The sequence below is a fragment of the Roseovarius mucosus DSM 17069 genome, from assembly GCF_000768555.3.
In the GTDB taxonomy this organism is placed as follows: domain Bacteria; phylum Pseudomonadota; class Alphaproteobacteria; order Rhodobacterales; family Rhodobacteraceae; genus Roseovarius; species Roseovarius mucosus.
This window is the reverse complement of sequence record NZ_KN293975.1, coordinates 662,605-689,119: the sequence shown is the minus strand read 5'-3', so window position 1 is coordinate 689,119 and position 26,515 is coordinate 662,605. Positions and strand designations below refer to the sequence as shown.

Annotated in this window: 32 protein-coding genes and 1 tRNA gene; 14 read left to right on the top strand and 19 right to left on the bottom strand. The window is 59.7% G+C overall.

From position 1 onward, the window contains the following. The first annotated feature begins 200 nt into the window (after positions 1-200). The 5 genes from rpsF (at position 201) to ROSMUC_RS03460 (ending at position 3,567) form a co-directional block, all read left to right on the top strand. Positions 201-617, top strand: a complete 417-nt coding sequence (rpsF, locus tag ROSMUC_RS03480) for a 30S ribosomal protein S6 (protein WP_037269567.1) — start codon at positions 201-203, stop codon at positions 615-617. A 29-nt stretch (positions 618-646) separates the two neighbouring features. Next, on the top strand, positions 647-874 hold the full coding sequence (rpsR, locus tag ROSMUC_RS03475) for a 30S ribosomal protein S18 (protein WP_008282293.1): 228 nt from the start codon (positions 647-649) through the stop codon (positions 872-874). Between the two features lie 11 nt (positions 875-885). Continuing rightward, entirely contained in the window at positions 886-1,488 is a 603-nt protein-coding gene (rplI, locus tag ROSMUC_RS03470) for a 50S ribosomal protein L9 (RefSeq protein WP_037269565.1), read from the top strand. A gap of 422 nt (positions 1,489-1,910) precedes the next feature. After that, positions 1,911-2,585 (top strand): LuxR family transcriptional regulator, encoded by a 675-nt coding sequence (locus ROSMUC_RS03465; protein ID WP_037269562.1) that lies wholly within the window; start codon positions 1,911-1,913, stop codon positions 2,583-2,585. Between the two features lie 187 nt (positions 2,586-2,772). Then, positions 2,773-3,567, top strand: a complete 795-nt coding sequence (locus tag ROSMUC_RS03460) for an acyl-homoserine-lactone synthase (protein WP_037269559.1) — start codon at positions 2,773-2,775, stop codon at positions 3,565-3,567. 127 nt (positions 3,568-3,694) lie between these two features. On the opposite strand, the gene tig is transcribed toward ROSMUC_RS03460, so the two are convergent. Continuing rightward, entirely contained in the window at positions 3,695-5,026 is a 1,332-nt protein-coding gene (gene tig, locus ROSMUC_RS03455; protein WP_037269556.1) for a trigger factor, read from the bottom strand. Positions 5,027-5,144: 118 nt separating this feature from the next. After that, positions 5,145-5,229: transfer RNA gene (locus ROSMUC_RS03450), tRNA-Leu, on the bottom strand. A gap of 175 nt (positions 5,230-5,404) precedes the next feature. Here ROSMUC_RS03450 and ROSMUC_RS03445 point away from each other — a divergent pair. After that, positions 5,405-5,902: a Hint domain-containing protein gene (locus tag ROSMUC_RS03445; protein WP_037269553.1), complete on the top strand. Its 498-nt coding sequence runs from the start codon at positions 5,405-5,407 to the stop codon at positions 5,900-5,902. On the opposite strand, the gene ROSMUC_RS03440 is transcribed toward ROSMUC_RS03445, so the two are convergent. Continuing rightward, entirely contained in the window at positions 5,899-7,413 is a 1,515-nt protein-coding gene (locus tag ROSMUC_RS03440; RefSeq protein ID WP_037269550.1) for a bifunctional ADP-dependent NAD(P)H-hydrate dehydratase/NAD(P)H-hydrate epimerase, read from the bottom strand. The two genes, ROSMUC_RS03445 and ROSMUC_RS03440, sit on opposite strands and share 4 nt — an antisense overlap. A 172-nt stretch (positions 7,414-7,585) precedes the next feature. Between ROSMUC_RS03440 and ROSMUC_RS03435 the strand changes: the two genes are divergently transcribed. The 5 genes from ROSMUC_RS03435 (at position 7,586) to ROSMUC_RS03415 (ending at position 12,116) form a co-directional block, all read left to right on the top strand. Continuing rightward, positions 7,586-7,924 (top strand): P-II family nitrogen regulator, encoded by a 339-nt coding sequence (locus tag ROSMUC_RS03435; protein WP_008282302.1) that lies wholly within the window; start codon positions 7,586-7,588, stop codon positions 7,922-7,924. A 30-nt stretch (positions 7,925-7,954) separates the two neighbouring features. After that, complete coding sequence (gene glnA / locus ROSMUC_RS03430; protein ID WP_037269546.1) at positions 7,955-9,361, top strand: type I glutamate--ammonia ligase; 1,407 nt, start codon at positions 7,955-7,957, stop codon at positions 9,359-9,361. Between the two features lie 196 nt (positions 9,362-9,557). Next, complete coding sequence (locus ROSMUC_RS03425; protein WP_245875102.1) at positions 9,558-10,430, top strand: hypothetical protein; 873 nt, start codon at positions 9,558-9,560, stop codon at positions 10,428-10,430. Between the two features lie 91 nt (positions 10,431-10,521). After that, positions 10,522-11,340 carry a lytic murein transglycosylase gene (locus ROSMUC_RS03420; protein ID WP_425442757.1) on the top strand — a complete coding sequence of 273 codons (819 nt, stop codon included), beginning with the start codon at positions 10,522-10,524 and terminating at the stop codon, positions 11,338-11,340. An 83-nt stretch (positions 11,341-11,423) separates the two neighbouring features. Then, positions 11,424-12,116: a hypothetical protein gene (locus ROSMUC_RS03415; protein ID WP_037269535.1), complete on the top strand. Its 693-nt coding sequence runs from the start codon at positions 11,424-11,426 to the stop codon at positions 12,114-12,116. Positions 12,117-12,142: 26 nt separating this feature from the next. Here ROSMUC_RS03415 and ROSMUC_RS03410 read toward each other — a convergent pair whose 3' ends face one another. Next, a complete protein-coding gene (locus ROSMUC_RS03410; RefSeq protein WP_037269532.1) occupies positions 12,143-12,877 on the bottom strand; it encodes a heme-dependent oxidative N-demethylase family protein in 735 nt (244 codons plus the stop codon). Positions 12,878-12,886: 9 nt separating this feature from the next. Further along, complete coding sequence (locus ROSMUC_RS03405; RefSeq protein WP_037269529.1) at positions 12,887-13,327, bottom strand: DUF6314 family protein; 441 nt, start codon at positions 13,325-13,327, stop codon at positions 12,887-12,889. 118 nt (positions 13,328-13,445) lie between these two features. Between ROSMUC_RS03405 and ROSMUC_RS03400 the strand changes: the two genes are divergently transcribed. After that, entirely contained in the window at positions 13,446-13,721 is a 276-nt protein-coding gene (locus ROSMUC_RS03400; protein ID WP_037269526.1) for a hypothetical protein, read from the top strand. Here ROSMUC_RS03400 and ROSMUC_RS03395 read toward each other — a convergent pair whose 3' ends face one another. The 7 genes from ROSMUC_RS03395 to ROSMUC_RS03365 all read right to left on the bottom strand — a co-directional run bounded on the left by ROSMUC_RS03395 (position 13,722) and on the right by ROSMUC_RS03365 (position 17,775). Next, on the bottom strand, positions 13,722-14,741 hold the full coding sequence (locus ROSMUC_RS03395; protein ID WP_037269904.1) for a glycosyltransferase family 10 domain-containing protein: 1,020 nt from the start codon (positions 14,739-14,741) through the stop codon (positions 13,722-13,724). 137 nt (positions 14,742-14,878) lie between these two features. Further along, positions 14,879-15,766 carry an FAD:protein FMN transferase gene (locus tag ROSMUC_RS03390; RefSeq protein WP_037269523.1) on the bottom strand — a complete coding sequence of 296 codons (888 nt, stop codon included), beginning with the start codon at positions 15,764-15,766 and terminating at the stop codon, positions 14,879-14,881. Between the two features lie 220 nt (positions 15,767-15,986). Continuing rightward, positions 15,987-16,319: a VanZ family protein gene (locus tag ROSMUC_RS03385; RefSeq protein WP_037269521.1), complete on the bottom strand. Its 333-nt coding sequence runs from the start codon at positions 16,317-16,319 to the stop codon at positions 15,987-15,989. A gap of 42 nt (positions 16,320-16,361) precedes the next feature. Continuing rightward, positions 16,362-16,604, bottom strand: coding sequence for a TFIIB-type zinc ribbon-containing protein (locus ROSMUC_RS03380; RefSeq protein ID WP_037269517.1), 243 nt, complete (start codon positions 16,602-16,604; stop codon positions 16,362-16,364). 82 nt (positions 16,605-16,686) lie between these two features. Next, positions 16,687-17,094, bottom strand: coding sequence for a universal stress protein (locus ROSMUC_RS03375; protein WP_037269513.1), 408 nt, complete (start codon positions 17,092-17,094; stop codon positions 16,687-16,689). A 76-nt stretch (positions 17,095-17,170) separates the two neighbouring features. Continuing rightward, the gene (locus tag ROSMUC_RS03370; RefSeq protein ID WP_037269511.1) at positions 17,171-17,458 is read right to left on the bottom strand and encodes a DUF5665 domain-containing protein; all 288 of its coding nucleotides are present in this window, start codon (positions 17,456-17,458) and stop codon (positions 17,171-17,173) included. Beyond that, positions 17,455-17,775, bottom strand: a complete 321-nt coding sequence (locus tag ROSMUC_RS03365; protein WP_037269507.1) for an antibiotic biosynthesis monooxygenase family protein — start codon at positions 17,773-17,775, stop codon at positions 17,455-17,457. The genes ROSMUC_RS03370 and ROSMUC_RS03365 overlap by 4 nt, the downstream gene beginning before the upstream one ends. Before the next feature lie 111 nt (positions 17,776-17,886). Here ROSMUC_RS03365 and ROSMUC_RS03360 point away from each other — a divergent pair, with 111 nt between their 5' ends. Further along, a complete protein-coding gene (locus tag ROSMUC_RS03360) occupies positions 17,887-18,546 on the top strand; it encodes a hypothetical protein (protein ID WP_037269504.1) in 660 nt (219 codons plus the stop codon). A gap of 27 nt (positions 18,547-18,573) precedes the next feature. Here ROSMUC_RS03360 and ROSMUC_RS03355 read toward each other — a convergent pair whose 3' ends face one another. The 4 genes from ROSMUC_RS03355 to fabD form a co-directional block, all read right to left on the bottom strand. Then, positions 18,574-20,862 carry a glycosyl hydrolase family 28-related protein gene (locus ROSMUC_RS03355; protein ID WP_037269502.1) on the bottom strand — a complete coding sequence of 763 codons (2,289 nt, stop codon included), beginning with the start codon at positions 20,860-20,862 and terminating at the stop codon, positions 18,574-18,576. A gap of 236 nt (positions 20,863-21,098) precedes the next feature. Continuing rightward, complete coding sequence (locus ROSMUC_RS03350) at positions 21,099-21,332, bottom strand: acyl carrier protein (protein WP_008282321.1); 234 nt, start codon at positions 21,330-21,332, stop codon at positions 21,099-21,101. A gap of 230 nt (positions 21,333-21,562) precedes the next feature. Beyond that, the gene (fabG, locus tag ROSMUC_RS03345; RefSeq protein WP_037269500.1) at positions 21,563-22,300 is read right to left on the bottom strand and encodes a 3-oxoacyl-[acyl-carrier-protein] reductase; all 738 of its coding nucleotides are present in this window, start codon (positions 22,298-22,300) and stop codon (positions 21,563-21,565) included. Between the two features lie 32 nt (positions 22,301-22,332). Further along, positions 22,333-23,280: an ACP S-malonyltransferase gene (gene fabD, locus ROSMUC_RS03340; protein ID WP_037269498.1), complete on the bottom strand. Its 948-nt coding sequence runs from the start codon at positions 23,278-23,280 to the stop codon at positions 22,333-22,335. 195 nt (positions 23,281-23,475) lie between these two features. Here fabD and ROSMUC_RS03335 point away from each other — a divergent pair, with 195 nt between their 5' ends. Then, positions 23,476-24,687, top strand: a complete 1,212-nt coding sequence (locus tag ROSMUC_RS03335; protein WP_037269903.1) for a cytochrome b/b6 domain-containing protein — start codon at positions 23,476-23,478, stop codon at positions 24,685-24,687. On the opposite strand, the gene ROSMUC_RS03330 is transcribed toward ROSMUC_RS03335, so the two are convergent. From ROSMUC_RS03330 to ROSMUC_RS03320, 3 genes are read right to left on the bottom strand one after another with little or no spacing between them, the layout of a single operon-like run. Next, entirely contained in the window at positions 24,684-24,878 is a 195-nt protein-coding gene (locus tag ROSMUC_RS03330) for a Trm112 family protein (RefSeq protein ID WP_245875101.1), read from the bottom strand. The two genes, ROSMUC_RS03335 and ROSMUC_RS03330, sit on opposite strands and share 4 nt — an antisense overlap. Next, positions 24,875-25,522, bottom strand: coding sequence for an LON peptidase substrate-binding domain-containing protein (locus ROSMUC_RS03325; protein WP_037269496.1), 648 nt, complete (start codon positions 25,520-25,522; stop codon positions 24,875-24,877). Before ROSMUC_RS03325 ends, ROSMUC_RS03330 begins: the two co-directional genes overlap by 4 nt. Positions 25,523-25,548: 26 nt before the next feature. Beyond that, positions 25,549-26,466 carry a thioredoxin family protein gene (locus ROSMUC_RS03320; RefSeq protein ID WP_037269493.1) on the bottom strand — a complete coding sequence of 306 codons (918 nt, stop codon included), beginning with the start codon at positions 26,464-26,466 and terminating at the stop codon, positions 25,549-25,551. Positions 26,467-26,515 lie beyond the last annotated feature (49 nt).

Here is a 26,515-nt window from a genome sequence, read left to right as displayed (position 1 = left end):
TGCCCGCCAAATTCGTCCGCATTGCGGCAAGTCGGCGGCATTCTGCGGGCTGGATCAAAGCGCCTTGCGCCGACCCGCAGGGCCATGTATACGCGCCCAATCTTTCGCAATCGTTATGAACCGCGCAGTCTCTCGTGGATGGGGCGCGAAAGATCCAAAGCCCGTCCTATGAAATGCGCCTTGATAGAAATGGAGTGAACATGCCGCTTTATGAGCATGTGATGATCGCGCGTCAGGACCTGTCCAGCGCGCAAGCTGAAGGGCTGATCGAACATTTTGGTGCCGTGCTGACCGAGAACGGTGGCACACTCGTCGAGCACGAGTATTGGGGCGTCAAGACGATGGCCTACAAGATCAACAAGAACCGCAAAGGCCACTATGCCTTTCTCAAGAGCGATGCGCCCTCGAGCGCCGTGCAAGAGATGGAGCGTCTGATGCGCCTGCATGACGACGTCATGCGCGTGCTGACCGTCAAGGTCGATGCGCATGAAGAAGGCCCCTCTGTCCAGATGCAGAAGCGTGACGAGCGTGGCGACCGTGGCGACCGTCCCGAGCGTGGTGACCGCCCCGAGCGTGGCGACCGCGCCGACCGTGGCGAACGCCGCGAACGTCGCTGATCCATCCCCTGAGACAAGGAGCATAAACCATGGCTACAAAACCGTTTTTCCGTCGCCGCAAGGTCTGTCCGTTCTCGGGCGATAGCGCGCCCAAGATCGACTACAAGGACACGCGCCTGCTGCAGCGCTACATTTCCGAGCGTGGCAAGATCGTGCCGTCGCGCATCACCGCCGTTTCGGCCAAGAAGCAGCGTGAACTCGCGCGCGCCATCAAGCGTGCCCGTTTCCTCGCCCTTCTGCCCTATGCCGTGAAATAAGGAGACCTCAGATGCAAGTGATCCTTCTTGAACGCGTTGCCAAGCTTGGCCAGATGGGCGATGTCGTCGACGTCAAGCCCGGCTTTGCCCGCAACTACCTGCTGCCGCAGGGCAAGGCGCTGTCGGCGTCGGAAAAGAACATTTCCGATTTCGCCGCCCGCAAGGCCCAGCTTGAGGCTCAGAACCTTGAGACCCGCAAGGAAGCCGAAGCGATGGCGGACAAGCTGAACGGTCAGCAGTTCATCGTCATTCGTCAGGCGTCTGACAGCGGCGCGCTCTACGGCTCGGTCAGCACCCGTGACGCGGCAGAAGCCGCGACCGAGAATGGCTTTACCGTCGAGCGCAAGCAGGTTGCCCTGACCCGTCCGATCAAGGATCTTGGTCTGCATGACGTCCTCGTGACGCTGCACCCCGAGGTCGTGGCAACGATCCAGTTGAACGTTGCACGCTCGGTCGAAGAAGCGGCCCTGCAAGCCTCTGGCAAGAGCATCCAAGATGCTGCCGCCGAGGCCGATCAGGCCGCTGATTTTGAGATCGCGGAACTGTTTGACGACATCGGCGGCGCCGCAGGCGACGAGGATGACTATTCGGTTCGTCGCGACAATAACGCCTGATATCGGCAATTGTTCTGAAAAACGTGCCGCGCAGTCCCCTGCGCGGCACTGTTTTGTGACATCGCGGTCGACAAGACGCGTCTTGCAATGTTACGCTTGGCTTTAAATTCGAGTTTTCTGTCCTCCTAGTGGTTTCTGTCCTTGCGGTTCTCGTGCTGTAACCCCACCGTCGCGCTCGCTTCTGACGTAAATTGTGGGACCAACCAGTTCCCCTGTCGCCATATCACCTGGGCCTGCTCAACATGGAAACCCCGCTTATCCGGAATTTGACCCTACACCGCCACCAGCGGTGCAATGGTCTTGGAATCGGCTGTCTTGCGATCCAACCTAAGAGCGGAGGCGCAGGGTATCTGACGCGCATGTCCTTTCTCTTGGTGGCCCTACCAACCAGCCCGCCCACCCATAACAGGGGGACGCGGTAAATGGCTCAGTTGGATCCGTTCCGGCAGTTTCTTGACGATTTGCGCAATAGGTTCGAGCTTGATCACGTTGCCTATGCCGGCATGAACCCGATCAGCGGGGCCACACATGGTCATATGACCTATGGTGCGGACTGGACATCTCACTATCTCCAGAACAAGTACTACGAGATCGACCCGACCCTGCTCAAGGCCCGTCACAGCATCGCTCCGGTGGACTGGAACAGACTGGAGCGGGGGGCCGAATTTCAAACCATCTTTCGGGCTGCCCGTGACTTTGGGATCTCGGATCGGGGGCTGACGATTCCCATTCACGGCCCCTACGGTGATGTCGGCGGTCTCAGCATCAATCGTGATTGCTCTGAACGCGAGTGGCACCTGCTCATCTCGGGGATCATTGGTGATCTCCAGTCGGCAGCAGTGTATATGCATGACATGGTGATTCAGGCTGATCCTCTGACAAGGATGCTCAATACCCCCTCTCTCTCGACCCGCGAGATTGAAATCCTGCAATGGACGGCCGCCGGGAAATCCCAACAGGACATCGGCGATATCCTGTCCATTTCGCATCGCACCGTCGAAGTGCACCTGCGGTCTGCGCGTCAGAAACTCAATGCGCTGACAACGCCACAGGCGATTGGCCGCGCGATCAATCTCGGTTTGATCTACCCGCGCTGACCTGCGCGGGCTTTTGATCGGATATCCGAAATTTTACGTATTTCCAAAGAGGTTGTCACGGGTTGGTGAGCAGTCGTGTGCGGCGATACGGGATTTCCCCAATAGTATAATCCCCCAATTTTACTAACCTCTGGATTGCGAAAAGCACCACTCACACGGGATACGCCACTTTTGGGGAGACGACACAATGATTTTGGTAATTGATGCCATTAACAAAGACAGGTTCGGCCATGTGCTGGACGAGATGTTCAAACTGCGCGCACGGGTCTTTGGGGACCGACTCGGGTGGCAGGTTGAAGTAAAAGATGGACGCGAGCGGGACCTGTTCGATGATCTGAACCCGGCTTATGCCGTAGGGCTCGACGATGAGGGGAATGTAGTGTCTTGCGTGCGCGCACTTCAGACCACCGGTCCGCATATGTTGGCCGATGTCTTTGCCGATATTCTCGATGGCGAGCCGCCCTTGCGCAGCGCGACCTTGTGGGAATCCACCCGCTTTTGCGTGGACACGCGCCGTCTTGGACGGGGACGGGACCGCAATTCGGTCTCATACGCAACCTGCGAGTTGATGATCGCCTCGCTCGAGGCAGCAAAGCGCGCCGGTGTATCAGATATCGTAACCGTAATTGATCCGGTGATGGACCGGGTTCTGAAACGCTCGGGCAATGCACCCTATGACTATGTCGGCAAGACAGCCGATATGGGCAAGGTGCCCGCGCTCGCTGCCCTTCTGGATTGCACGGAAGAGCGGATTAATCGCATCCGCGCCTTTGGCGGAGTTGAGGGCGACGTTTTTATCAGCGATGAGGCGGCTCTTGCCCTTCCGGCGATTGCTCGCACTGTCACTCCCAAAACGCCGCTCGAGCAATATTGCGACGAGCAAATTACCTCAGCCACCTCGGAAAAAGAGCGCGTTGCCGCTCTGCGCCTCAAGGCGGCACTCGAGGACAAGATTCGTTCGCGCATGGATCAGCGCGCCTGACCCCCAGGGGCGCGCAATCCTGACCGGCGACCGGCACTGTCGCCCATGTCACATGCGCTCGAACGAAAAGGGCCGCCCCACTTCTCCCCGGGGCGGCCCTTCATTTTTTCGGCAGGTTGCCTGACGATCACTCGTCGTTCATCGCCTCGATCGCTTTTTCCAATTCTTCCTTGGACAGCTCTTTTTCAGTCACATCTGCCAGCTCGACCACATAATCAATGACCTTGTCCTCGAAGATGGGTGCGCGCAATTGCTGACGCATTTGCGGGTTCTTCTGCACGAATTCAAAGAACTCCCGCTCATGCCCCGGATACTGGCGCGCCTGGTTCATCACCGCTTGCGTCATTTCAGCATCCGTAACCTCCACATCCGCCTTCTGACCCAATTCCGCCAGCAAGAGACCAAGGCGCACGCGGCGCTCGGCAAGCTTGGTGTGCTCTTCGGTCACGTCGATCTCGGGATGATCATGGCCTTGAACGTCCGGGTTTTCCTCGTGCCAAAGCTGATGCGCGATCTGCTTGGCCTCGGTTTCGACCATGGTCGGCGGCAGGTCAAAGCTGACCTTCTCATCCAGTTGATCCAGAACATGACGCTTGAGGATCGCACGTGCGGCCCCGGCATATTCCATTTCCAGACGCTCAGCGATTTGCGTCTTGAGCGCGGCCAGATCCTCGGCCCCATATTTTTGCGCCAACTCATCGTCGACTTCGGCGGCCACCGGCTCTTTGACGGCCTTTACGGTGCAATCGAACACGGCTTCTTTGCCGGCAAGATGCGCAGCCTGATATTGCTCGGGGAAGGTCACGGTCACGGCTTTGACCTCTTCGACCTTGACGCCGACAAGCTGCTCTTCAAAACCGGGGATAAAGCTGCCTGAGCCCAGAATCAGCGGATAATCCTCGGCGCTGCCGCCGTCAAAGGCTTCGCCATCGACCTTGCCAACAAAGTCGATCACAACCTGATCGCCATCCTTGGACTTGGAACCCTTCTTGCGATCCTTGAAATCCTGCGCATTCTCGGCAAGGTTCTTCAGCGCTTCGTCAACCGCCGCATCGTCGGCCTTGGCGACCAGACGCTCCAGCTTGATCGACTTGAGGTCAACATCGGGAATCGCAGGCAGAGCTTCGTAGCTCAGCACAATTTCGACATCGTCGCCCTCTTTCCATTCCTGATTGGCCATCTTGACGTCAGGCTCGAACGCCGGGCGTTCGCCCTTGGCCTCGAAATGCGCCTTCATCGCGTCATCGACGCTCTCTTGCATGGCTTCGCCCAGCACGCGCTGGCCAAACTGCTTTTTCAAGAGCGGAAGCGGCACCTTGCCCTTGCGGAACCCTTTGATCTCGATATCCGGCTGGGCCTCCTTGAGCTTGGCGTTTACCTTCTCGTCCAGATCCTTGGCCGACAAGATCATCTTGTAGCCGCGCTTCAGCCCTTCGTTCAGGGTCTCGGTGACCTGCATTTTCGTCCTCTCATATGCATCGGGCCGCGGAGGCGTCCGCGGCGGTCAAAATCACGCGTGTTCTATTGAGGCCCCCGCCAACGTGCAAGGGGAATCCGGCGTTCTTACGCCAGTCTGTTGGTGCGGGTGGAGGGACTTGAACCCCCACGCCTTGCGGCGCCAGAACCTAAATCTGGTGCGTCTACCAATTTCGCCACACCCGCATCCGTAGCGCGCCCTTTCAGGCTGCTGGCGCGGTATCTAGCAAAGCGCCTCGCCGGATGCGAGGGGAAAATTCAGCACTGGCCGACAGGATCATGGCGAAAAAAAGGCAGGACATTAACCCAATATTGCCATATTCTGGTTCTAATTCGAGGCAGAAAACAAGCGAGACACGCCATGAAACCGAAAACGGTCGGGCGGTCAGATGGTGGATTGGCCATCTTTCCCCCTGTGGACACATGCGGCCTCTTGGCCGATAGCATCATTCTCACCCTCGACGGCGAGCGACGCGTCACTGATCTTAGAGTGGGGGATCGTGTGATTACCCGCGACAGCGGCACAGCGGTTTTGCGCGGTATCACCCGCCACCGGGTGCGCTCGGCGGCGGTGCGGATCATGGCAGGCACCCTCGGACACACGCGACCTGAACGCGATGTGACCCTGCCCGCCGGACAACTCCTCTTGGTGCGCGACTGGCGGGCAAACGCGCTGTTTGGCGATGCGCAGGCGCTGGTTCCCGCAACGCGGCTTGTGGATGGCGAATTTGTGACACTCGAGGCGGCGCAGGAAATGACCATCTTCAGTCTCGATTTCGCAACGCCCCATATCCTCTACGTCGACGGGTTGGAATTGGCCAGCAACGCCGACATGCGGCTTGACGCCCGCGCCGCCTAATCTGGTAAGGCGCGCAGCACTTTGGGCAGCATCTCGGGCAGGTCTTCGGCAATCAGACCGGGGCCAAACAGGCGCGCGCATTCGACATGCAGCCAAGCCGCGGTCTCGGCGGCCTGCATCGGGTCAAAACCGCGCGCCAATAGCCCCGCGATAAACCCGGCCAGCACATCGCCCGCGCCCGCCGTGGCCAGCCAGGGAGCCTGACGCCCATAGGCCGCCGGGTGAATGGCGCAATCCCCGTCCGGTGCCGCAATGACCGTGTCCGGACCTTTGAAGAGCACGACGCAGCCTGCCCGCTTGGCCGCTTCACGCGTGGCATTTACCTTGGAATAAGCAGGCCCCGTTTCCGGTACGCCTATTAGCCTTTGCGCAAGATCGGGAAAGAGCCGCGCGAATTCCCCCGCATGGGGTGTCAGGACACAGCCCGGATGTAACAGCGCAAAGAGGTCAGCATCGCGCGCAATCATGGTCAGCGCGTCCGCGTCCAACACCAGTGCCCGACCACTCTGCAAAGCCACCCTGAGCAAGCCCGCTTTGTCAGCGCTCAACCCCATCCCCGGCCCGAGACAGAGCGCGTTGATGCGCGCATCCCCAAGCACAGAGGTCAAATCCGCACCATCCCTGACCCGCCGCAGCATCAGGGCAGTGATCTGGCAGGCCACCTCCAGCTGCGCGGCCGGTGGCACGCCCAGTGTCACCACCCCTGCCCCAATTCGGAGCGCCGCGCGCGCAGCCAACCGCGCCGCGCCGGTTGTGCCCGCGCCGCCTGTCAGGACCAGCGCGTGACCATGGCCGTATTTATGCGCCCCTACCGTTTTACCGAGAAGCTTCACATCCGGTGACGCAACCAGCCTGGCCGCGCCCACAGCCGTTGTCGCAAGGCCGATGTCCGCAACCTCAAGCCGCCCACAGACCGCAGGCCCATCGGCCAGCACATGACCCAGCTTGGGCGCATGAAACGTCACAGTTAGCGCCGCCCGCACGGTGGCCCCCACCTTACCCAGCACGCGCCCACTGTCGCTACATAGTCCAGAGGGCAGGTCCACCGCGACTCTGTGCTCCGCCCAGAGATCCAAGACCGTCAGCGTCACACCTTGCAGCGGCCGCCGCAGTCCGGTGCCAAACAGTGCATCGACCAACAATGCCACTTTTGGCCCTTCGACAGAGGCCTGCGCCAGGTCGTGCACAGGCCCCATGGCGCACCAACGATCGTAGTTCATCCGCGCGTCCGGTGGGAGCAGCGCCGGGTCGCCATAGAGAAAAGCTGCCGCCTCCCATCCCCAATCTTGCAAGAGCCGCGCGATGACAAAGCCATCGCCGCCATTGTTGCCGGGACCACAGAGGACAACTGCCTTTTGCGGCGCCTTGGCCAGATCCGGCCACTCGGTAAACACCGCGTCGACCACGGCCCGACCTGCACGCTCCATCAGCTCAAGTCCTGTAACTGAACCCGACTCGATAGCCGCCTGTTCTAGGGCGCGCATTTCGGCGGCTGACAAAATTTCAAACATCCCTGGCCCTTTTACGTTTTTTTATCGCTGTCCTTTTACGCATTCTGCACAATTATTAGGCAATAAATTCGTTCACCCCCTCGTAAGCGCTGCAAAATCCAGCTTAACCGATTGAGCCTTGTCCTGAGAAGTGGTCTGCACGTTCCGAACGTAACCGCGGGAGGCCGAGCCGATGAAAAAGATCGAAGCGATCATCAAACCCTTCAAACTCGACGAGGTGAAGGAGGCGCTTCAGGAAGCTGGCATTCAGGGTCTGTCTGTCATCGAGGTCAAGGGGTTTGGCCGCCAGAAGGGTCATACCGAGCTGTATCGCGGTGCCGAATACGTGGTCGATTTTCTGCCAAAGGTAAAAATCGATGTCGTTCTCGATGACGATCAGGTGGACGCAGCCATCGCAGCCATCATCGACGCGGCCAAAACCGACAAGATCGGCGACGGCAAGATTTTCGTCAGCCCCGTCGAACAAGCCATTCGCATCCGCACTGGTGAATCCGGTTCGGACGCACTCTGAAATCTACTCTAACAAGAAAAGGACAAGAGAATGAGCAAGGACGCAGTTCTCAAGCTGATCAAGGATGAGGACATTGATTATGTCGACATCCGCTTTACCGACGTGCGCGGCAAACTTCAGCATGTGACCGTGGTCGCCGACCTGGTCGATGAGGATTTCCTCGAGGAAGGCTTCATGTTCGACGGCTCTTCGATTGCCGGCTGGAAGTCGATCGAAGCCTCGGACATGAAACTGATGCCCGACACCGAAAGCGCTTATGTCGATCCGTTCTACGCGGAAAAGACCCTCTGCATCCATTGCTCGGTGGTCGAGCCCGACACCGGCGAATCCTATGACCGCGATCCGCGCGGCACGGCAGAAAAGGCCGAGGCCTATCTGAAGTCCTCCGGCATCGGCGATGTCGCCTATTTCGGCCCCGAGGCAGAATTCTTCATCTTCGACGACGTGCGCTTCTCGAACACGATCAACAAGGTCTCGTATCAGGTGGACGCCGTTGACGCCTCCTGGAACAGCGACACCGAATATGAGATGGGCAACACCGGTCATCGCCCCGGCCTCAAGGGCGGTTATTTCCCCGTGAACCCGGTGGACGATGCACAGGACCTGCGCGCCGAAATGCTCTCGACCATGAAGCGTATCGGCATGAAGGTGGACAAGCATCACCACGAAGTCGCAAGCTGCCAGCACGAACTCGGTCTTATTTTCGGAACGCTGACCAAGCAGGCCGACGAAATTCAGAAATACAAATACATCATTCACAACGTGGCCCATGCCTATGGCAAATCGGCCACCTTCATGCCCAAGCCGATCTATGGCGACAACGGATCGGGCATGCATGTGAACATGTCGATCTGGAAAGACGGCAAGCCGCTCTTCGCCGGTGACAAATATGCCGATCTCAGCCAAGAGGCGCTCTACTTCATCGGTGGCATTCTCAAGCACGCCAAGACGCTGAACGCCTTTACCAACCCCGGCACCAACAGCTACAAGCGGTTGATCCCCGGTTTCGAAGCCCCCGTTCTGCGCGCCTATTCGGCCCGTAACCGCTCGGGTTGCGTGCGTATTCCGTGGACCGAAAGCCCGAAAGCCAAGCGCGTCGAGGCCCGTTTCCCCGACCCGAGCGCGAACCCCTATCTGGCGTTCTCGGCCCTGCTGATGGCTGGCCTCGATGGGATCAAGTCCAAAATCGACCCCGGCGAAGCCATGGACAAGAACCTCTATGACCTGCCCGCAGAAGAACTGAAGGACATTCCGACTGTCTGCGGTAGCCTGCGCGAAGCTCTGGAATGCCTGGCGGCAGACCACGATTTCCTTCTGGCTGGCGATGTCTTCACCAAGGACCAGATCGAGGCATACATTGCCCTTAAGATGGATGAGGTCCACAAATACGAGCACACGCCGCACCCGGTCGAGTTCGGCATGTACTACAGCTGCTGACCACTCAACGTGCAGTTGCAAAATCAGGGCACCCCATCTGGGGTGCCCTTTTTCACGGACAGTTCACCGTTGCGTGATCGGCATCAATATCAGCATTTTTGAAGAATTGCCCAAATTAATCCTCATTTGAAACAAATCAGCTCCACCTTCGGTTGTCATTGATGGTTCACTCACAACGCAGATAATGGAACCTCCCATGGCCAACTCCACTCACAGGGTAACGGCAGGGCTAGTATTTCTCGGTACGAGAAGCTTCGACATCGTCAGGATCGGAAATCGGATCAGCATGGTCCTCGACTGGTTGGGCGAGCAAACGACGGGCTTGCGCGTCCTCTCGGATTGTGCGGCCCACCTGCATTCCGATCACTTTGTTCTAAGGATCGAAATCCATCAGGAATACAAACTGACCGCGTTGGATCAGCCTGCTGAACACTTTCTTGCACTAAGCCTTTCACACACCGACCCAGAGGCATCGCCCCAGACGCAATTGGCCCTTTCGATATTGGCGCATGTTCTGCGCGCGTTGCACAGCACGCTGGCCCCGGATTATGTGCAGTGGATTCATCCACTGGCCCTGCTCAGCCATGCCGAATTTCTGGAGGCTATCACCTTTCAGGACGAACATGAGGCACCCGCGCCCCAAGCTGAAATCGTGCCCCTTCCCACGGCAACCGCGGCGCGGTGTCGTTTGCCAGACATCGATACGACACATCAGGCGCTACACGCGCGCTTTGTGTCAGAGAGCGACGCAATGCCAGGGGATCGTATGACAGGCGCATTGCGTGCGGTTTTTCGAGACAATCTCGAACCAGCAGATGCCGCCGCGTTCCAGTCAGACAACATCCGCGAGAGCACGGCGCCCCTGCGCCTCAGTGTCTGGTTAATGACCATCACGCTTGGCCTCTTTGCGCTTCCGGTTGCCGCTGCCCTAGCCATCATCAACCTGATGCGCGGCGAGAACCTGCGACTTGCCTCTCAGACGGCGGCGATGACCGGATTGTTCCTGACCTTGCAGGTCCATGGGGCCACGGCGCAGGCTCTTCAAACCGTGCAGGACCTTTTGGGATGACCGGAACAATAAAATTCCCCGCTGAGGTGGACTTGTGGCGCGCGCGTGGCGCGTTACACTCTGTCCGAAAGCTATTTCACGGGAGATTGTAATGTTCACGTCGACAATGCGTCGCCTTCGGCCCTTTGCCATGGCCCTTGGCTTTGGCCTTTTGGCCAACAGCGCGCTGGCCGCAACCTGCGGCAACAGCGCTGATGGGTTCTCCAACTGGAAGGCCGCCTTTGCCAGGGAGGCCGCCGCCGAAGGTGTCGGCCAAAGAGGGCTCCAAGCTTTGGCAGGGGCGCAATATGCGAGCGGCACCATAGCGGCGGATCGCAATCAAAAGAGCTTCAAATACAGTCTCGAGAAATTCTTGCAGGTGCGCGGCGCCACCACCATCGTGGCCCAGGGCCGCAAGCGTCGCGCGCGGGATGCCGCCTTTTACGACGCATTGGAGCGGCAATATGGCGTGCCAGCCGGTGTGCTCATCGCCATTCACGGAATGGAGACAGGATTTGGCGGATTCATGGGGGATAGTGCTGTGGTGTCTGCCATCGTCACTCTCACCTATGATTGCCGCCGCTCTGACTTCTTTCGACCTCATGCTCTTGGTGCGCTCAAACTGGTGGATCAGGGGGCTATCACCGCTCAGACCAAAGGGGCGAAGCACGGCGAGTTGGGACATACGCAATTCTTGCCGGGCAATGCCCTCAGATATGGGGTTGATGCCAATGGCGACGGGCGCGTGGATTTCTACAATCTCACCGACGCGCTGGCCTCGACCGCGAACTTCTTGCGCCAAAAGGGCTGGCAGCCCGGACAGGGTTATCAGGAAGGTCAGCCGAATTTCGCTGTGATCCAGCAATGGAACGCCGCCGGTGTCTATCAAAAGGCGATTGCCCTGATGGGCGCGCAAATCGACGGGGGCTGACGGGTAATCGTCCGCACTAATCTACAGGTAACGTGCCAAGTATGTCCGGTTTCATCTGAACCCTCTCAAAAACAGGGCATGATATGAGCAGACAGCATTACGGCCAGATCGCCGCACTAGAGTTCTTTGACCCTCCGGAAATGGACTTTCCCGACATTGTCGAGGAATTCGACATCGCATCTCAGCGTCTTGCGCCGCAGTTGCGCCGCCTGACGTGGGATGGCGAGGACATTGCTCTCATCGACCGGGACGCGGTGCGCATCGCACTTGGCTGGCTACCGGGCCAAGACCGCGATCAGCCAAGTTATCTGGTGCTGGCCGTAGGACCGCGCAACACCAAGCGCACCATCACACTTGACCCCGAAGCCTATGAAATGCTGACCCGACGCTTGGTCGAACGGGTGCGCGGCTATCTGCCCTTTGACGCGGTTCTGCATGGGGCAGCAAACCGTCCCATCGGCAGTGCGCTTCTCGACATGACATTCGAGCTGTTGTCCGGGTGCGCCAATGACGCCACGGAGCGCCGTCGACAGACGCCACGCGCGCGCCCATCCAGGCCCCGCCGTGAAAAGGACACAGGCCAGAGCTCTGAGGGTCCCAAGTATACCATTCCCGAGGATGCAGTGGACGCACAGTTGGCAATTCCTGACGCCTCATTGCCGATGCGATTGACGATTATCACCTTCGGCCTTACGCTCTTTTTGCATGTGCCACCGCTTGGTGCGGCGCTTTTGGCCTATACCACCCTGCGCGAAGCGCAACCGCTTCTGACCTGAGCAATCAGACAAGCCGGCTTTGCGGGTTACTGCGCGGTCGTACGTGCCAGAACATAGGTATGTATCGAAAACACGCAGGCCCGCGTTTGCGGCAGGCGCAGCACGCATTGCCGTTCGCTGCGCAGATAGGGATACTCGGCGTCCGCACTCGGTTGCACGCGCGATCGGGGCTGATGCAACGTCGGACTGGCATAGCGCAGCGCGTTGAACCGCCAGAGCGGCCGCCCCACCTGCACCCCGTCAAAGAGCCGCTGCACCCGGCGCGCAAGAGCATCATCATAAGCTTTGACCGGAACATGAATGGTGGTCAGCGGACGACCAATCTTGTCCGCCAGATGCCAACTCGCCGGAAAGCACAGGACGGCGGCGGTCAACACATGCTCGTCGCCGCGCCGCTCCATGAGGCAAAGATCCTCTTGCACCAGATGGCCCAGAGTTCCCATCGGGTCCGTCCTGTCGATGGGAACGATCACACCATCGGGGCGTTGTACCTGATTTGCGGAAATGCCATAGCCTTGGCCGTGGTCCCGCAACCAGTCCAGCACAAATTGCAAAAGCTCTGCTGCCGCGGGGCCCGCACCCTCTGTGATCGCCACCACCTCGGCGCGCTGCTCGGACAAGAGCCGGGCACGTTCGGCCATCTGCCCTGCAAAGGCCTCGTCAACCTGCAACCAGTCGGCCATCAAGAGCGGAGAAATACCCGGCAAGGCATGCCGACCCGCCGGATCATAGGGTAATCGTGTCTGAAGAATCTCTGCCATACGGCAAACTTAGCCAAGCGCCCGTGCCGCTGCATCCGCAAAATCGTCGGCACGGCGATAGAGTGTCTCCATCCGGTAATCCTTGCGCGGTCCACGCACGCGCCATGTGACCCTAAAGGCGGGCCAATCGGCAAAATCGTACTGCCCGTCATACTGATCGGGATCGCACCAATGCGCGGTCGTCCCGCCATGGGGTGGCACGTTATGAAAAAAGCGCCCATCGTCAAACCAGACCGATAGATCCGCAGACCACAGATACCGCCGCTCAGCCAAGAAACGCGCGCCCTCTGCCAACACCATCTCGCCGGTCTCATGATAGGCCAAACCGTTTGGATCAGGCCGCCAGACCGCGCGCCCGGTGAAACAGGCCCCTGTGCCATCCGCGTGTTGGATGGTTCGCTCAAGCGTCCAGACGCCTGTAAAGTCATCGAGGGTGACGGTGTGTGCCATGTTCCATTCCCTGCGGTAGTCCTTTGCGATTCGCAAGCGGAGCGGCACAATTGATCCAGAGGGCAATGGACGTCGCCATTCAAGCGGCATAGGATCGCTGGGAAAGGCAGGAGAGGCCATGAGCACGGCAAAAGAAACTGTTCTCAACCCGCAAGCAACACCGGGCGAGCAAATTCTTCTTGCGCAGTTGCATCAGGTGCAACGTGCGCTGGAACAGTCCTACGCCGACCGGCGACAGCAAGAGGCAGAGACCGCCGCCTGCGCCCAGAGGGTCCAAGCACTCGAGGTTGAATTGGCGCAACTCAAGGCGCATCTCAGCGCCGTTTTGACCTCGCGCAGTTGGCGCATTACGGCCCCCCTGCGGCGTCTGTTCGAACGGCAGAATAACGATTGATCAGATCAGCGCAGCAAGATTGCGCGTCAGTGCCTGCGCCAAGCGGTCGTATTCCGCACAGAGCAGCGACGGCGTGTTGAACAGCGCCGCCAAGCGCGCCTGCGCCTCGCAATACGCGGACAAGCCCTGTGGGTCGGCGGTATATCTGGCTATCTGTTCTGCGGCCGCCTCTGGTGTAAGACCGTAGAGGTTGACGAACGCCCCCGGCGGTAAGAGGTCGTTAATCCGGTGATCCGCTCCCGCGACATAGAGCGGCATGGCCCCAATTGCGAAACTATCAAAGATTTTCTCCGTTATATACGCGCGGTGATAGGTGTTCTCGACGGCAGACAGCACGACGCAGCGACCGCGCAGATCAAGGTATTTCTCAAGATGCCAATCCGGCAGGGTCTGCCTGCGCGGCAACTCATTCCAGCCTGACCCCATCCGCAGCAACCGCTCGCCGGTGCAGGCCAATGCCAGACGGGTCCGCCAACGCCCCAGACCGTAAATCCCCGCGTCGGGATAGGCCGCATCAAAGCGCGGCTCGTTCCGGTATTCGGCGACAAAGGCCAGATCCCACTTCGCCCCGGCAAACCGCGCCACCCAATCCTGCTGGGACAGACGCGCATTTTCCATGAACCAGCAGCCATAGCGCGTGGGATAGGCATAGTCCGTCAGAAGGAAATAGGGTATCCGCTCGAAATCGTAGATATCTGACGTCACATGATTGAGATAGACATAGGGCAATGACCCTGCCTCGGTATCAAAGACCTGCGCGCGGGTGATTGGATCTTTTGCCCAGACACAATCCCAGAGCGGCTCTTCGGACAAGAGCACAACACGCTGATGCGCGGCCAGGCGGGAAAATAGCGTTTCGGCATGACGCTCAAGATCTTTGGTATGTGCAAGCAGGATAATATCAGCCGCATCAAACGCATCCGTGATCGTGACCATTGGCATGCAGGCCCGGCGAATGGGATCATAGGCCAAGGGCTGCCGGTGCGCGTAATCGCCAAAGGGATGAACTTTTATTGTCACGACCAGCCCTTTGGTTCCGCAGGAGACGGGCATAAAGTAGCCGTGGAAGATCGCAGGCGCAACGTCCATCCGGGCTCGTGCACCGGTTCACAGGGGCGAAAAAACTCAGCCAACGGTCAAAGGTAGAGCCGATCGCCTCAGCGGATCATCTCGATGCGGGCACCTTCAAACTGTGCCACAACCCCTAAGGTCTTATTGCGCGGTATGAGGGCAAGAGCGGTCGAAAGACCATCCGCAACCGCCGCACTGGGTGCAGAGACTGTGACAATCGAGTGATACGGCCTCTGCCCCGAAGCGGCGACAACATGACCACAACGTCCAGGACGAAGTCCACCAAACGGCCGTGTTGTGGATACTGCCCGGTTGCGCAGCGTGATGTGATCCTCGTATGCCCCGTCCGTGGCAAAGATCCGCGCCTGCCACGGCCTGCGCAAGGGGCACTGGCCAATACCCTGCAACTCACCCATATCGAGCATGACGTCGTTCAGGCCGTGAGCCCGCAAAAGAGCCGCGATCTTATCGTTGATATATCCTTGGGCGACACCATTGAGCGTCAGCGCCATGCCTTCGCTTGCAAAGGAGATCTCGCGCGGGTCGATGTTGACCTTATCCCAGCCGATCAACCCGAAAACCTTGGCGCGGGCACGTCCAAATGTGCCAGCCTCAAGCAAAGGCAAGACCGTGGGATCAAACACACCGCCAGATGCTTGGTATAGCCTGTCCGACAAAACAAGGACGTCGAGCAATTCGGACGGGGGCGCGACCAAACGGCCAGAGCGGTTAAGCCAACTCAAGGAACTGTCGGGGCGAAAGAGGCTGAAAATCTGTTCAAGACGCTCTAACTCTACCTCAAGCGCCGCGAATACAGGACGCGCCTCATCCGGAGAAAGGCCTGCAACGGCCAGGCGCGCCGGAGCCCCCATGGCACGGCCCTGCCAATGGGCACTCTGCGCGGCCAAGGCGGTAGATGGAACCGCAAGCGCGGCGGCGGTCATGCTGAGAAAGCGGCGGCGGGTCGTTGTCATGGCATTCTCTCTTCAAAATCAATGTCAGGGCAAGACCCACTCACGAAATACAAAAAACCTGAACCACTCGTGACACCTGCAAAACCGACACAACCCTAGGGCCCGACTTGACCCTAGGTGCAATCCCGGAGGTGAAACTTGATCAAAATCAACTTTTGAAGCGCCGGAGGAAAAAAGATGACCCAAAAGGGCTCTTTTTGCACGTGCAGCATGCACATTACTACCTATCGTCGATCAAACGTCGCCGCAAAGTCAGGGCCAAGGCGATTCCCAGGGCAGCCCCTAGCCCATCCGCCACAAGGTCCGCCCATTCCGCACTACGTCCGACATGCGGTTGCACAATCTCGATCAGGCCCCCATAGGCCAGAGCCAAAGCGAAAATCAGAGGCCAGCGGCGCGGCTGCGCAAGGGTCATCGGGATGACCAGACCGGCAAAAGCCAGCAAATGCGCCACCTTGTCCAACCCGAGAAGTGTGGAATGCCCCCCAGTGGAGGGCATCAGAGTGGTAACACCGATCACAAGCGTTATCAGGGCTGTCAGGATTTGTGGCATTCCCGCGCATACCCTTGCCATCATGGCCCTTCAAGGGTCGTATCAGAAATCGAAAAGATCTTCGAGAAAGCCACCGCGCTTTTTGCGGGGACGTTCTCCGTGACCGTGCTGCTCGCGCGCGCCCTGCACCGGTGCCGCAGTCCCAGAAGCTGAGGCTGAGCGGTCGATGATCTTGTCCAACTCGCCCCGATCCAGCCAGACACCCCGGCATTGCGGGCAATAGTCGATCTCGACCCCGGCGCGTTCCGCCAGAACCAGTTGCGTGCCGTCAATCGGGCATTGCATGGGCGCTCTCCTCTTGTTGCCTTATGGGGCATGTGGGGTCGCGCCAGCAACGGTGCAACCCAAAGCCTCCAATCAAGGCACCTCAGCGGATCACATGCACCGCGCAGGGCGCATGGCGCACCACTTTGGCCGCGGTCGAGCCAAGCAAGAGGTCCTGCATGCCGGGCCGATGGCTGGCAATCACAATGCAGTCGGGATTGTGGGCCTCTGCCCAATCAAGAATGGTGCGGCCCGAATGCCCCTCCACCACATGCGCCGAGGCATTGGGCAGGGTGGTGGCGATCTCGGCCAACTCTGCCTCGATTGCCTTGCGCGCCTCGTTCACATAGCCTTGCGGCAAATAGGAGATAGCATAGCTCGGCACCTGCTCGATGACATGCAATAGGCTGATGCGGCCCGTCTCGCCCGCAAGGAGCTGCGCCGCGCGCAGTGCGGCTTTGGAGTCGCGGTCTTGGTCGAATGACACGGGAACCAGAATATGAGCGTACATGGCCTGTCCTTTCTGTTGACTACGCTGACAATCCGTCAGCCGGCCGCGCTCTGCCATGATCCAGATCAGCCCCGGTTCAGTTCTGCATGTCGCGCACCTGCGCCGCGATTTGTGCCGCCCAATCGCCAATGATCGGCAAAAATTCGATCTGACTGAGAGCCCAGATCATCACGGACAAAAGCACCGTCGCCCCAAGCACCGTGCCAAGCCCGGCGGCAAGACCGCGCGCCAAGCTAAAGGCCAACATGCGCGGAAATGAATTATGAACACGAATGAAGCGATGCGCGTTCAGCCGCTGCACTTCGCGACGCAGCGCCGCCACCTCGCGCGTCAATTCCTCGGTCGGCCCGTTGTCTTGGGTCATCCGAAGGTCGCCACCACGTCATACATCACCGGCTCGAACCCCTTGCATAGCGCGCTGATCTCACGGTTGCGGGCGCGCATTTCGTCCGAGCGCAGCATCGCCTGAAAATCCCCACGCGCCCGCCATTGCGAGTAATTGGCAATACGGGTCTGGGCATCGTTGACATGCAGACCCGCGGCAATGAATCCCGGCTGATGCGAGATGAAGTCGCGATAGGCGGCGGTCAGCAGATCCATCAGATCCTGACAGGTGCCCGGCGTCACCTCGAAGGTGGTGAGCACGGTCTGGTGATCGGTGTCGGTGGTGATGTGGGGCATGGGAAACCTCCTTTTCAGCCAAGCCTAGCATGCGCCCCTCCTCCGGTAAATTCCCAGCCCGTCTTAACCTGCGCTTTACCCTTTTTAACGAGGGTTAACGCGGAGGTAACGATGCGGTTGATCCTGCTTCTTGCTGTCTTGATACTGCCTTTGCTGAACGGCACGGCAAAGGCAGGCGCGTGGCCGCGGGCCAAAGGGCAAACCTTTCTCGCAACAACGGGACAGGTCGATGCGCCAGACGAAACCGGCCTCAGACGGCAGAGTTTTACTCTCTACGCCGAATATGGTGCAACGGAGCGTTTGACCTTGGGCCTCGATCTGGGGGGCGATGCACTGCGGATGACCAAGACGATCGCCTTTGCCCGCTGGCCCATCGGGCGACCCGCACAGCAGATCAAGATCGCGGTTGAATTGGGCTTGGGTCAAGTGTCCGAGGTCAACGCGCTGCGCCCCGGCCTGTCGCTCGGACGGGGCCTGACGCTCTGGAGGCGGCAGGGTTGGGCTGCGTTCGACGGGCGGGTGGTTGTCTTTGGCGGAGGTCAGGTGACGCTCGAAAGCGACATCACCCTTGGTCTCGACATCACCGCGCGAGGCAAGGTGATGGCACAGGTGCAAACCGGCCGACCCGCCGCGGGGCGTGCCTATACCCGGTTTGCACCATCCTATGTGTATGCAACCAAACCTGGCGCGCATCTGGAAGTCGGGTTGATCCTGCCGCTATCGGGTGGCGGCGAGCGCGGTATCAAACTGGGTCTCTGGCGGTCTTTCTGACGCATCCCCGGAGGCCCGCTACACCGATCAGAGCGGATCGTCTATCCGAACCCGCAGCACCACCGACCCCAAAACCGGACTGGGCCAGCGCAAATTGATCCGATCCCGGTTTGGGCCTTGTTGCGCCTCGAAGTAAGGGGACGCATGGATCACCGCATTCGCCGAATTACGCAGAGGACCGACGGGCACGACCGCCTCGACCGTCTGCGCCCAAGCTCCAAACGGCAAGCGCGGTGCCGGGGTGACCACCCAAGTGACGCTTGCACTGTCCTCGGTGTGTTGCATCACCAGCGGATTTGCGACGGGAATGTCGATGTTGTGAAAGCTGTTGTTGGCAAAGGTGACATTGCGCACCCGGTCATAGTTCAAATCAGCGAAACTGGTATCGACCGTCTCGACCCGCGTAATGGTACCGATCGCGCGGAACGTATTGCCGGTGACAGTCAGGCCGTCGATGAAATGCCCCGCCCCGTGCGGCTTGAGCACGATATAGGTGAACCATGGTGCCATATTACCCGCAAGAAAGACATTGTCGGTGATGCTCAGCGCACTGAACGAAAACTCGCTTGCAAACTCGGGTTCTGCATCATGCTCGTTCACCCATTCGATAAAGCAATTGTCGATATAATTCCCGCTGATGCTACCGCGATTATTGATCCGGGTCAGCACAAAGCCCGCAACGCGCGCCCCTCCCTGAGAGCTATCCCCCTGAAACACATGATTGCCGGAAATCAACGAACTGCTTCCCGCAAGCACGGCGAAATGTCGAAAGAGCACGCTGCGATTGTCGCGAATCTTGAGGTCATTGGCATTGGCATTGAACGCGATGCTGCGCCGCTCGGTCGATAGAAGCGGCCCTTCGTCCGAAATGAACTGACAGCGGTCGATCATCATACCCTGATCCCCCTCGCCGTGGCTGGTGATGGCGCGATCCTTGGGACGGGTAAAAAAACAGTCACGGAAATGATTGGCCGAGCCCTGTGGCGGCAAGAGAACCCCGCTGCAATCGCCAGTGCATTGAAAATCGACCTCGGAAAAGACCATGCGCGAGACATCGCCAAAGCCACTGAAATCCAGCAGATATTTGAACCGCCGGAACGTAAAGACCTGAGTGCCAGCCGCATCAAATAGCGGCTGGCTTATATCAAGCCGCTGAGCCGCCTCATTTTTTGCGGTTACATAAACCTCTCGCCCCACACCATTGCCGTCGATCAGCGCACCCACGGGAATATTTGCCACGTTGACCACATTGGTCAGACGTCGGGGGTCCCCGATGTCATAGCTGGCTTGTGACGTCACAACCTCGGTCGTCCAGGCGGGGCCGCCCCGAATCGTGAATTGCCCATTCTGGATCACGTGGCGCTGGTTATATGTAGTGCGGTTGGCAACCGCTGCCGCCATGTCAACGGGCGCGCGCAGGACCACCTTGCGTCCGGCCAGATCAAGCGTCACATGATCGGGATTGTTCAAAAGCGCCTGATAGGCCTTCTTAAAGGCAAGCTCGCTGTCGCCGAAGGCATCGATATAGGCGGGCAGATCGTAATTCTTGGTCAGGGTCAAGATGGCCGCGTCCGGCATCACGAGCGTGCCCTCAAACCGGATGCGGTTTTGGAGCGTCGTGCTCTGCCCAAGGAAATAATCGCCTGCGGGAACAATAATCTCGCGGCCCTCGGCAGCGGTATCGGCGGCCTCAAAAGCGGCATGATCATCCGTCACCCCATCGCCAATCGCCCCGTAGTCGCGCACATCAACCGTGCTTATGACATCCCGCAGGAAAAAGCGGCTGACATCCTCAATGATGATGTCATCAATGCGCACAACGCCCCCGCTTGGCCCGGTCAGATCAAGCCCGAAATGGCCGAAAATAGCCCCGCGCCCCCACGGCATGTCCACACCCGTGCGGCTGCCCGTGCCAACGATGGCCGTCACCTCGGCCACCGCTCCATAGGTGGTCAGCGCGACCGCTGGTCCGGTCACGGTAACTCCGGGCAGGGCAGCGCCCCCTGCCCCGCCCGCAAATGCCGCGATACGCACGCTGGGCAAGTTGCCCGCAATCGCCTTGATCCGCGCCCGGATTTGCAGATAGCAGCCAGGCAGGATCGGCGTTTCGCCCATGTAGCGCAGACGTTGGACGCTTTCCGTCTTTTGCAACTCCAGCGCGCCACCGAAATCCTGATCAGCAGGGACGAACGCCGCGTCGGCGGCGTTGGCATATGTGTCAGACCCCGGTTGCCCGTCACCACGCGACCATTGGTCCAGACCGTTTGCGAAGGGTTGCGGCATGAAAACGATGCCGTCGGTGATTGCCTTGTTCATGGTTATCCCTTTCCTGTTGCCGCGCCGCATGCGTGCTGCTCTTGGCCATAGAGACCGTCCAGAGCGATGGGAAAGGGATGTATCAACGGACCGTTAACGGCATGTCATGGCACCGTCACGGTGCCTGTAAACGGCCACAGGCCAATCTGTCTCACGCGATTGTGAAACGTATCAAGGGGCAAACGCAAAGAGCCCTACCGATTGGCAGGGCTCTTGATTGGCGCATGAGCGCGAAATCAGGACGCTTCGGTGATGAACTTGACCGCGTCGCCAAAGGTCTGGATCGTATCCGCCGCGTCATCGGGGATCTCGATGCCGAACTCTTCTTCGAATGCCATGACCAGCTCGACCGTGTCGAGGCTGTCCGCGCCGAGATCGTCAATGAAAGAGGCTTTGTCGACGACCTTGTCCTCTTCGACGCCCAGATGCTCCACAACGATCTTCTTAACGCGGTCTGCGATATCGCTCATGTCTTGTTCCTCGTTTTGTCTTGGGCTGTTTTGCCCGTTGTCTGCCCCCGCCCAGCCCGGGAGGTGGCGATGATTTTGCCCCAGTGGGCCGTTCTCGACTACCTGAATACACAGGCCACCGGGAGAATCCGCATATCCCTCCGGCTGATCTCGGTGGCCTATAGCATATGCGCGGGCAATGGCAAATGCTTTCACTCAGGCCAGAGGAGCAGGAGGGACAAAGCCTTGGCTCAGTACATCGACATGCCACCATTCACATGCAGCGTGGCCCCGGTGACATAGCCTGCCTCGGGGCTTGCGAGATAAAGAACCGCGGCGGCAATCTCCTCGGGTGTTCCCATGCGAGCCATAGGGATCTGGACATTGAGCGCGGCCTTCTGCTCGTCATTGAGCTTTTCGGTCATCGGCGTGGCGATAAAGCCCGGCGCCACGACATTGACAGTGATACCCCGGCTGGCGACCTCTGCAGCTATCGATTTGGTCATGCCCACGAGCCCCGCCTTGGCGGCGGCGTAATTGGCCTGGCCAGGATTGCCACTTGATCCCACGATCGAACCGATATTGATGATCCGCCCCCACCGTGCCTTCATCATCGGGCGCACGGCCCCTCGGCAGAGACGCATCGCTGAGGTCAGATTGACATCGAGCACATCATGCCAGTCCTTGTCGGACATCCGCATGAAAAGCTGGTCACGGGTGATGCCTGCATTGTTCACCAGAATATCGAGCCCGCCCATAGCGGCGGCGGCGTCCTTGGTCAGCGCCTCGACCGCCTCGGCATCTCCAAGGTTGCAGGGCAGGACATGCGCCCGACCGCCCAACTCCGCAGCCAAAGACTCCAGCGGCTCGATCCGCGTCCCGCTCAACCCGACGGTTGCGCCCGCACCATGCAACGCGCGGGCTATCGCCGCGCCTATGCCACCTGACGCGCCGGTGACAAGCGCGGTTTTCCCTGTCAGATCAAACATGTTCAGTCCTTCCTTGGTAAACGTTACGCAAATCAGTTCGCGGTCAGGCTGGCCATTGCCGCTGCGACCTCGTCAGACGTGCCAATGGTCCGGCAGGTGAGGTCACGCGCGATGCGGCGCACCATGCCCGAGAGCGCCTTGCCCGCGCCGATTTCCCAAATTTCGGTGACGCCTTGTGCTTCCATATATTGCACTGACTCGCGCCATCGGACAGAGCCCGTAACCTGCTCAACCAAAAGCGCGCGGATCTCCGCCGGGTCCGTCACAGCTTGCGCGCGCACATTGGCCACGAGAGGTACTGCCGGCGCATGGATTGCGACCTCGGAGAGGGCCTGTGCCATCACATCGGCGGCAGGAGCCATCAGGGCACAGTGAAAGGGCGCGCTTACAGGCAGGAGCATCGCGCGTTTCGCTCCGCGTGCCTTGGCCAACTCCACCGCACGCTCTACCGCGCTTTTGTGCCCAGAGATCACCACCTGCGCAGGATCATTATCATTGGCCGCCTGGCACACTTCGCCCTCTGCAGCCTCTTGCGCGATAGTGCGTGCGGTTTCGAAATCGAGCCCCAACAACGCGGCCATCGCGCCGACGCCCACCGGCACGGCCTGTTGCATCGCCTGTCCCCGAATACGCAAAAGCCGCGCGGTATCGGCCACGCTGATCGCCCCTGCAGCCGCAAGAGCCGAGTATTCGCCCAACGAATGCCCCGCCACATGGCTTGCGGCCTTTGAAAGGTCCACGCCTTCGGCCTCCAGCGCGCGTAGCGCAGCAAGCGAGGTGGCCATCAGCGCCGGTTGTGCATTTTCGGTCAGAGTAAGAGTCTCTTGCGCACCGTCCCATATCAACGTGGACAGCTTTTGCCCAAGCGCTTCATCCACCTCATCGAACACCGCGCGCGCCGCCGGATAGCTAGCGGCCAAATCCGCGCCCATGCCGATCACCTGCGCGCCCTGCCCCGGAAAAACGAATGCTCGGCTCATGGCCTGCCCCTCCCTTGAAAAAGTGCCTCCCGATACATCGGCACGCAGGCTAAGGCAACGTATTTGCCCAATGTTACCAAAGGTTGCCCGGTCTTTCAGCAGGCACGCAAAGACGCAGAGGCCCTGTGCATGGGCGATGATTGCGCCCGTGCCGTATGCCGCTAGAGTAGCGCTGCAACCATGAGGACATTCGCGATGCCACGCACCAATTCCGCCACCAGCTACGGCAGTGTCGCCAAGAGCTTTCATTGGCTCACCGCGCTCTTGATCCTGTCGAATCTGCCATTGGGCTGGTATGCGACAGAGGTCGCAGAGGCGGTGGCGACATCCCCGACGGAGCCGTTAATCGCACGGGCTACTTTCCTGTTTTCGCTTCACAAAACTCTTGGAGTGGCAATTTTCTTCGTGGCGCTCGCACGTATCCTCTGGGCTCTGTCGCAGCCCAAGCCCGGATTGCTCAACGGGGATCGCGGGATTGAGGCCTGGGCCGCAGAAACCGCGCATTGGTTGCTATATGGCTCCTTGGTGCTGGTCCCGCTCTCTGGCTGGGTGCATCACGCTGCAACCTCTGGTTTTGCGCCGATCTGGTGGCCCTTGGGGCAGAGCCTGCCGCTGGTGCCCAAATCGGAAACGCTCTCTGAACTGGCGTCGACTCTGCACTTTGTCTTTGTGCTGGTATTGGTCGCAACGATTGCCGCGCATGTGGGCGGCGCTCTCAAGCATCACCTGCTGGATGGAGATGCCACGCTGCGACGGATGTTGCCGGGGCGCATCGACGCGATTCCCACCGCGCGTCAACCCAATCACGTCCTGCCCATTCTGGCCGCCGCGGTGGTCTGGCTCGCAACGCTGGGGGGCGCTGCGGCGCTTGGCTGGTTCGGCAGCGCCGAGGATGGGCCCACCACACTAGCGGCGGTCGAGAGCGATTGGCAGGTCGAAAGCGGCCAATTGCAGGTGACGGTGCAGCAATTGGGCTCTGCCGTGACCGGCAGCTTTGGCGAGTGGACCGCCGAGATCGCCTATTCGGAAACACCGGATGAGAATGGCAAACACGGCGATGTCACCGTGACGATCAGCATCGCCTCGCTCTCTCTTGGGTCTGTCACACAACAGGCGATGGGCGCGGATTTCTTCAACGCCGCGGAATTCCCAACCGCCGTGTTTGCCGCCGATCTGATGGGCACCGAAAACGGCCCGGTGGCACGCGGCACGCTGACCATCCGCGATCAATCCGTACCGGTCGAGATGCCCTTTGAATTGACCATCACGGGCGATAGCGCCACGGCGAACGGCGCGCTTGCTCTGGACCGACGCAACTTCAATATCGGTAACGGGGTAAAAGACGAGAAGTCGCTGGGTTTCGGGGTTGATGTCAACTTCGACCTGACCGCCGTGCGTGCGCCTTAATCCAAGCTGCGCGCTTCGTCGATAAGCATGACCGGGATACCGTTACGGATCGGAAAGGCCAGGCTGGCGGCGCGGCTAATCAATTCCTGCGCAGCTGCATCATACTCGAGCGTGCTGTGGGTCTGCGGGCAGATGAGCGCCTCGAGCATCCGCCGGTCAAAGGCTGGGGGCGGCGACATATCGTTCGTCATTGCATCATATCCTCATTGTCGCCGCCACGCAGCACATATTCGATCAATGTCACCAGCGTCTCGCGCCGTGTGCTGAGCGAGGGGGCCTCGAGCAGAGCCTGCTTATCCTCGGGCTCGAAACCCAAGAGCATCGAGAGCGAATTGATGAGCAGCTCATCCTCTGCCTCTTTCAGCGAATCCCAATCGGTCTGGAGGTCGCGCGCCTCAAAATAACGTGCCAGCAACTTGAGAAACGCGCGCCGGTCGAAACCGAGATCGTTGTCCACTGGCCCCAAATCGCGCTCAAACCCGCTCCAAGAGATGCGCGCCCGGCGATAGGGTGTAAACCCCTCGACCTCTTCCAGCACGCGAAAGCGCGACAGGCCGGTGAGCGTGATCATGTAGCGCCCGTCCTCGGTCTCCGAGAATTGCGTGACGCGCCCGACGCAGCCGATGGCGTGCAGCCCGGTGCCTCCTTCGCGCCCTGGAACACGGTTGGGCTGGATCATCCCGATCAGCCGTCCCGGCGTTTTGAGCGCATCTTCAAGCATCGCCAGATAACGCGGCTCGAACAGATGCAGTGGCAGGCGCGAGCGCGGCAACAAAAGCGCACCGGACAGCGGAAAGACGGGGATGATCTCTGGAAGATCGAGCGTATGTGTCATGCCGCTAACCTAGCCCGTGCAAGGGTTCAGGCAAATATCATCGAGCTCAATTTTCGCCGCCCGCTCAACAGGACCGGATCATTCGGTTTGAGGGCCTCAAAGATGGTGAAAAGCTGGGCCTTGGCCGCGCCGTCGTTCCACTCGCGATCCCGACGGAACAGTTCAAGCAATTCATCCACCGCCTCTTGCGCCTGCCCATTGGCATAGAGCGCCTGCGCCAGATCGAAACGCGCCTGCGGGTTTGCCGGATCGGCATCAACCGCAGCCCGCAACTCGTTTACTGGTCCTGCATCCTGTGCCTGACGTGCCAGTGCCAGTTGCGCATGGGCCGCGTCAATCTCGGCGGCATGGCTGATCTCGGCCGGGGCACCGTTCAGGATCGCTTCGGCCTGTTCAAGCTCGCCCAATGCGATATGCGCCCGCGCAAGGCCGGCGTAGCCACGCGCATTCACCGGATCCTCTTGCAGGATTGCGGCATAGGTTTGGGCTGCATCGGCCACAGCGCCGGTCTCTAGCATTTCATCGGCGGCATCCAATGCCTCATCCAGTCCATCATCTGCCGCACCCCCCGCCGCAGCGATCACGCGCGCGACAAAGGCCTCGACCTCGGACGGGGGCAAGGCCCCCTGAAACCCGTCAATCGGCTGACCCTGCCAAAAGGCGTAGACGGTGGGAATCGATTGCACCCGCATCTGCCCTGCAATCATCTGGTTCTCATCGACATTGACCTTGGCCATTTTGACCGCGCCCTTGGCGCGGCTCACGGCCGCCTCAAGCGCCGGTCCGAGAGTCTTGCAGGGGCCACACCATGGCGCCCAGAAATCAACGATAACCGGCACGGTTTGCGACGCGTCCACGACATCCGCCATGAAGCTGGCTTCGGACACATCCTTGATCAGGTCGCCCGCCCCTGGGGCGCTTGCGGTTTTACCCAGTTCCAGCATGTTCAGCCTCCTTCACAGATTTGCCCCCTATATGTGGGCGCGGCGGGCG

Coding starts and splice junctions, on each gene's coding strand:
- rpsF (WP_037269567.1), top strand. CDS start 201: ATGCCGCTTTATGAGCATGTGATGATCGCGCGTCAGGACCTGTCCAGC.
- rpsR (WP_008282293.1), top strand. CDS start 647: ATGGCTACAAAACCGTTTTTCCGTCGCCGCAAGGTCTGTCCGTTCTCG.
- rplI (WP_037269565.1), top strand. CDS start 886: ATGCAAGTGATCCTTCTTGAACGCGTTGCCAAGCTTGGCCAGATGGGC.
- ROSMUC_RS03465 (WP_037269562.1), top strand. CDS start 1,911: ATGGCTCAGTTGGATCCGTTCCGGCAGTTTCTTGACGATTTGCGCAAT.
- ROSMUC_RS03460 (WP_037269559.1), top strand. CDS start 2,773: ATGATTTTGGTAATTGATGCCATTAACAAAGACAGGTTCGGCCATGTG.
- tig (WP_037269556.1), bottom strand. CDS start 5,026: ATGCAGGTCACCGAGACCCTGAACGAAGGGCTGAAGCGCGGCTACAAG.
- ROSMUC_RS03445 (WP_037269553.1), top strand. CDS start 5,405: ATGAAACCGAAAACGGTCGGGCGGTCAGATGGTGGATTGGCCATCTTT.
- ROSMUC_RS03440 (WP_037269550.1), bottom strand. CDS start 7,413: ATGTTTGAAATTTTGTCAGCCGCCGAAATGCGCGCCCTAGAACAGGCG.
- ROSMUC_RS03435 (WP_008282302.1), top strand. CDS start 7,586: ATGAAAAAGATCGAAGCGATCATCAAACCCTTCAAACTCGACGAGGTG.
- glnA (WP_037269546.1), top strand. CDS start 7,955: ATGAGCAAGGACGCAGTTCTCAAGCTGATCAAGGATGAGGACATTGAT.
- ROSMUC_RS03425 (WP_245875102.1), top strand. CDS start 9,558: ATGGCCAACTCCACTCACAGGGTAACGGCAGGGCTAGTATTTCTCGGT.
- ROSMUC_RS03420 (WP_425442757.1), top strand. CDS start 10,522: ATGTTCACGTCGACAATGCGTCGCCTTCGGCCCTTTGCCATGGCCCTT.
- ROSMUC_RS03415 (WP_037269535.1), top strand. CDS start 11,424: ATGAGCAGACAGCATTACGGCCAGATCGCCGCACTAGAGTTCTTTGAC.
- ROSMUC_RS03410 (WP_037269532.1), bottom strand. CDS start 12,877: ATGGCAGAGATTCTTCAGACACGATTACCCTATGATCCGGCGGGTCGG.
- ROSMUC_RS03405 (WP_037269529.1), bottom strand. CDS start 13,327: ATGGCACACACCGTCACCCTCGATGACTTTACAGGCGTCTGGACGCTT.
- ROSMUC_RS03400 (WP_037269526.1), top strand. CDS start 13,446: ATGAGCACGGCAAAAGAAACTGTTCTCAACCCGCAAGCAACACCGGGC.
- ROSMUC_RS03390 (WP_037269523.1), bottom strand. CDS start 15,766: ATGACAACGACCCGCCGCCGCTTTCTCAGCATGACCGCCGCCGCGCTT.
- ROSMUC_RS03385 (WP_037269521.1), bottom strand. CDS start 16,319: ATGCCACAAATCCTGACAGCCCTGATAACGCTTGTGATCGGTGTTACC.
- ROSMUC_RS03380 (WP_037269517.1), bottom strand. CDS start 16,604: ATGCAATGCCCGATTGACGGCACGCAACTGGTTCTGGCGGAACGCGCC.
- ROSMUC_RS03375 (WP_037269513.1), bottom strand. CDS start 17,094: ATGTACGCTCATATTCTGGTTCCCGTGTCATTCGACCAAGACCGCGAC.
- ROSMUC_RS03370 (WP_037269511.1), bottom strand. CDS start 17,458: ATGACCCAAGACAACGGGCCGACCGAGGAATTGACGCGCGAGGTGGCG.
- ROSMUC_RS03365 (WP_037269507.1), bottom strand. CDS start 17,775: ATGCCCCACATCACCACCGACACCGATCACCAGACCGTGCTCACCACC.
- ROSMUC_RS03360 (WP_037269504.1), top strand. CDS start 17,887: ATGCGGTTGATCCTGCTTCTTGCTGTCTTGATACTGCCTTTGCTGAAC.
- ROSMUC_RS03355 (WP_037269502.1), bottom strand. CDS start 20,862: ATGAACAAGGCAATCACCGACGGCATCGTTTTCATGCCGCAACCCTTC.
- ROSMUC_RS03350 (WP_008282321.1), bottom strand. CDS start 21,332: ATGAGCGATATCGCAGACCGCGTTAAGAAGATCGTTGTGGAGCATCTG.
- fabG (WP_037269500.1), bottom strand. CDS start 22,300: ATGTTTGATCTGACAGGGAAAACCGCGCTTGTCACCGGCGCGTCAGGT.
- fabD (WP_037269498.1), bottom strand. CDS start 23,280: ATGAGCCGAGCATTCGTTTTTCCGGGGCAGGGCGCGCAGGTGATCGGC.
- ROSMUC_RS03335 (WP_037269903.1), top strand. CDS start 23,476: ATGCCACGCACCAATTCCGCCACCAGCTACGGCAGTGTCGCCAAGAGC.
- ROSMUC_RS03330 (WP_245875101.1), bottom strand. CDS start 24,878: ATGACGAACGATATGTCGCCGCCCCCAGCCTTTGACCGGCGGATGCTC.
- ROSMUC_RS03325 (WP_037269496.1), bottom strand. CDS start 25,522: ATGACACATACGCTCGATCTTCCAGAGATCATCCCCGTCTTTCCGCTG.
- ROSMUC_RS03320 (WP_037269493.1), bottom strand. CDS start 26,466: ATGCTGGAACTGGGTAAAACCGCAAGCGCCCCAGGGGCGGGCGACCTG.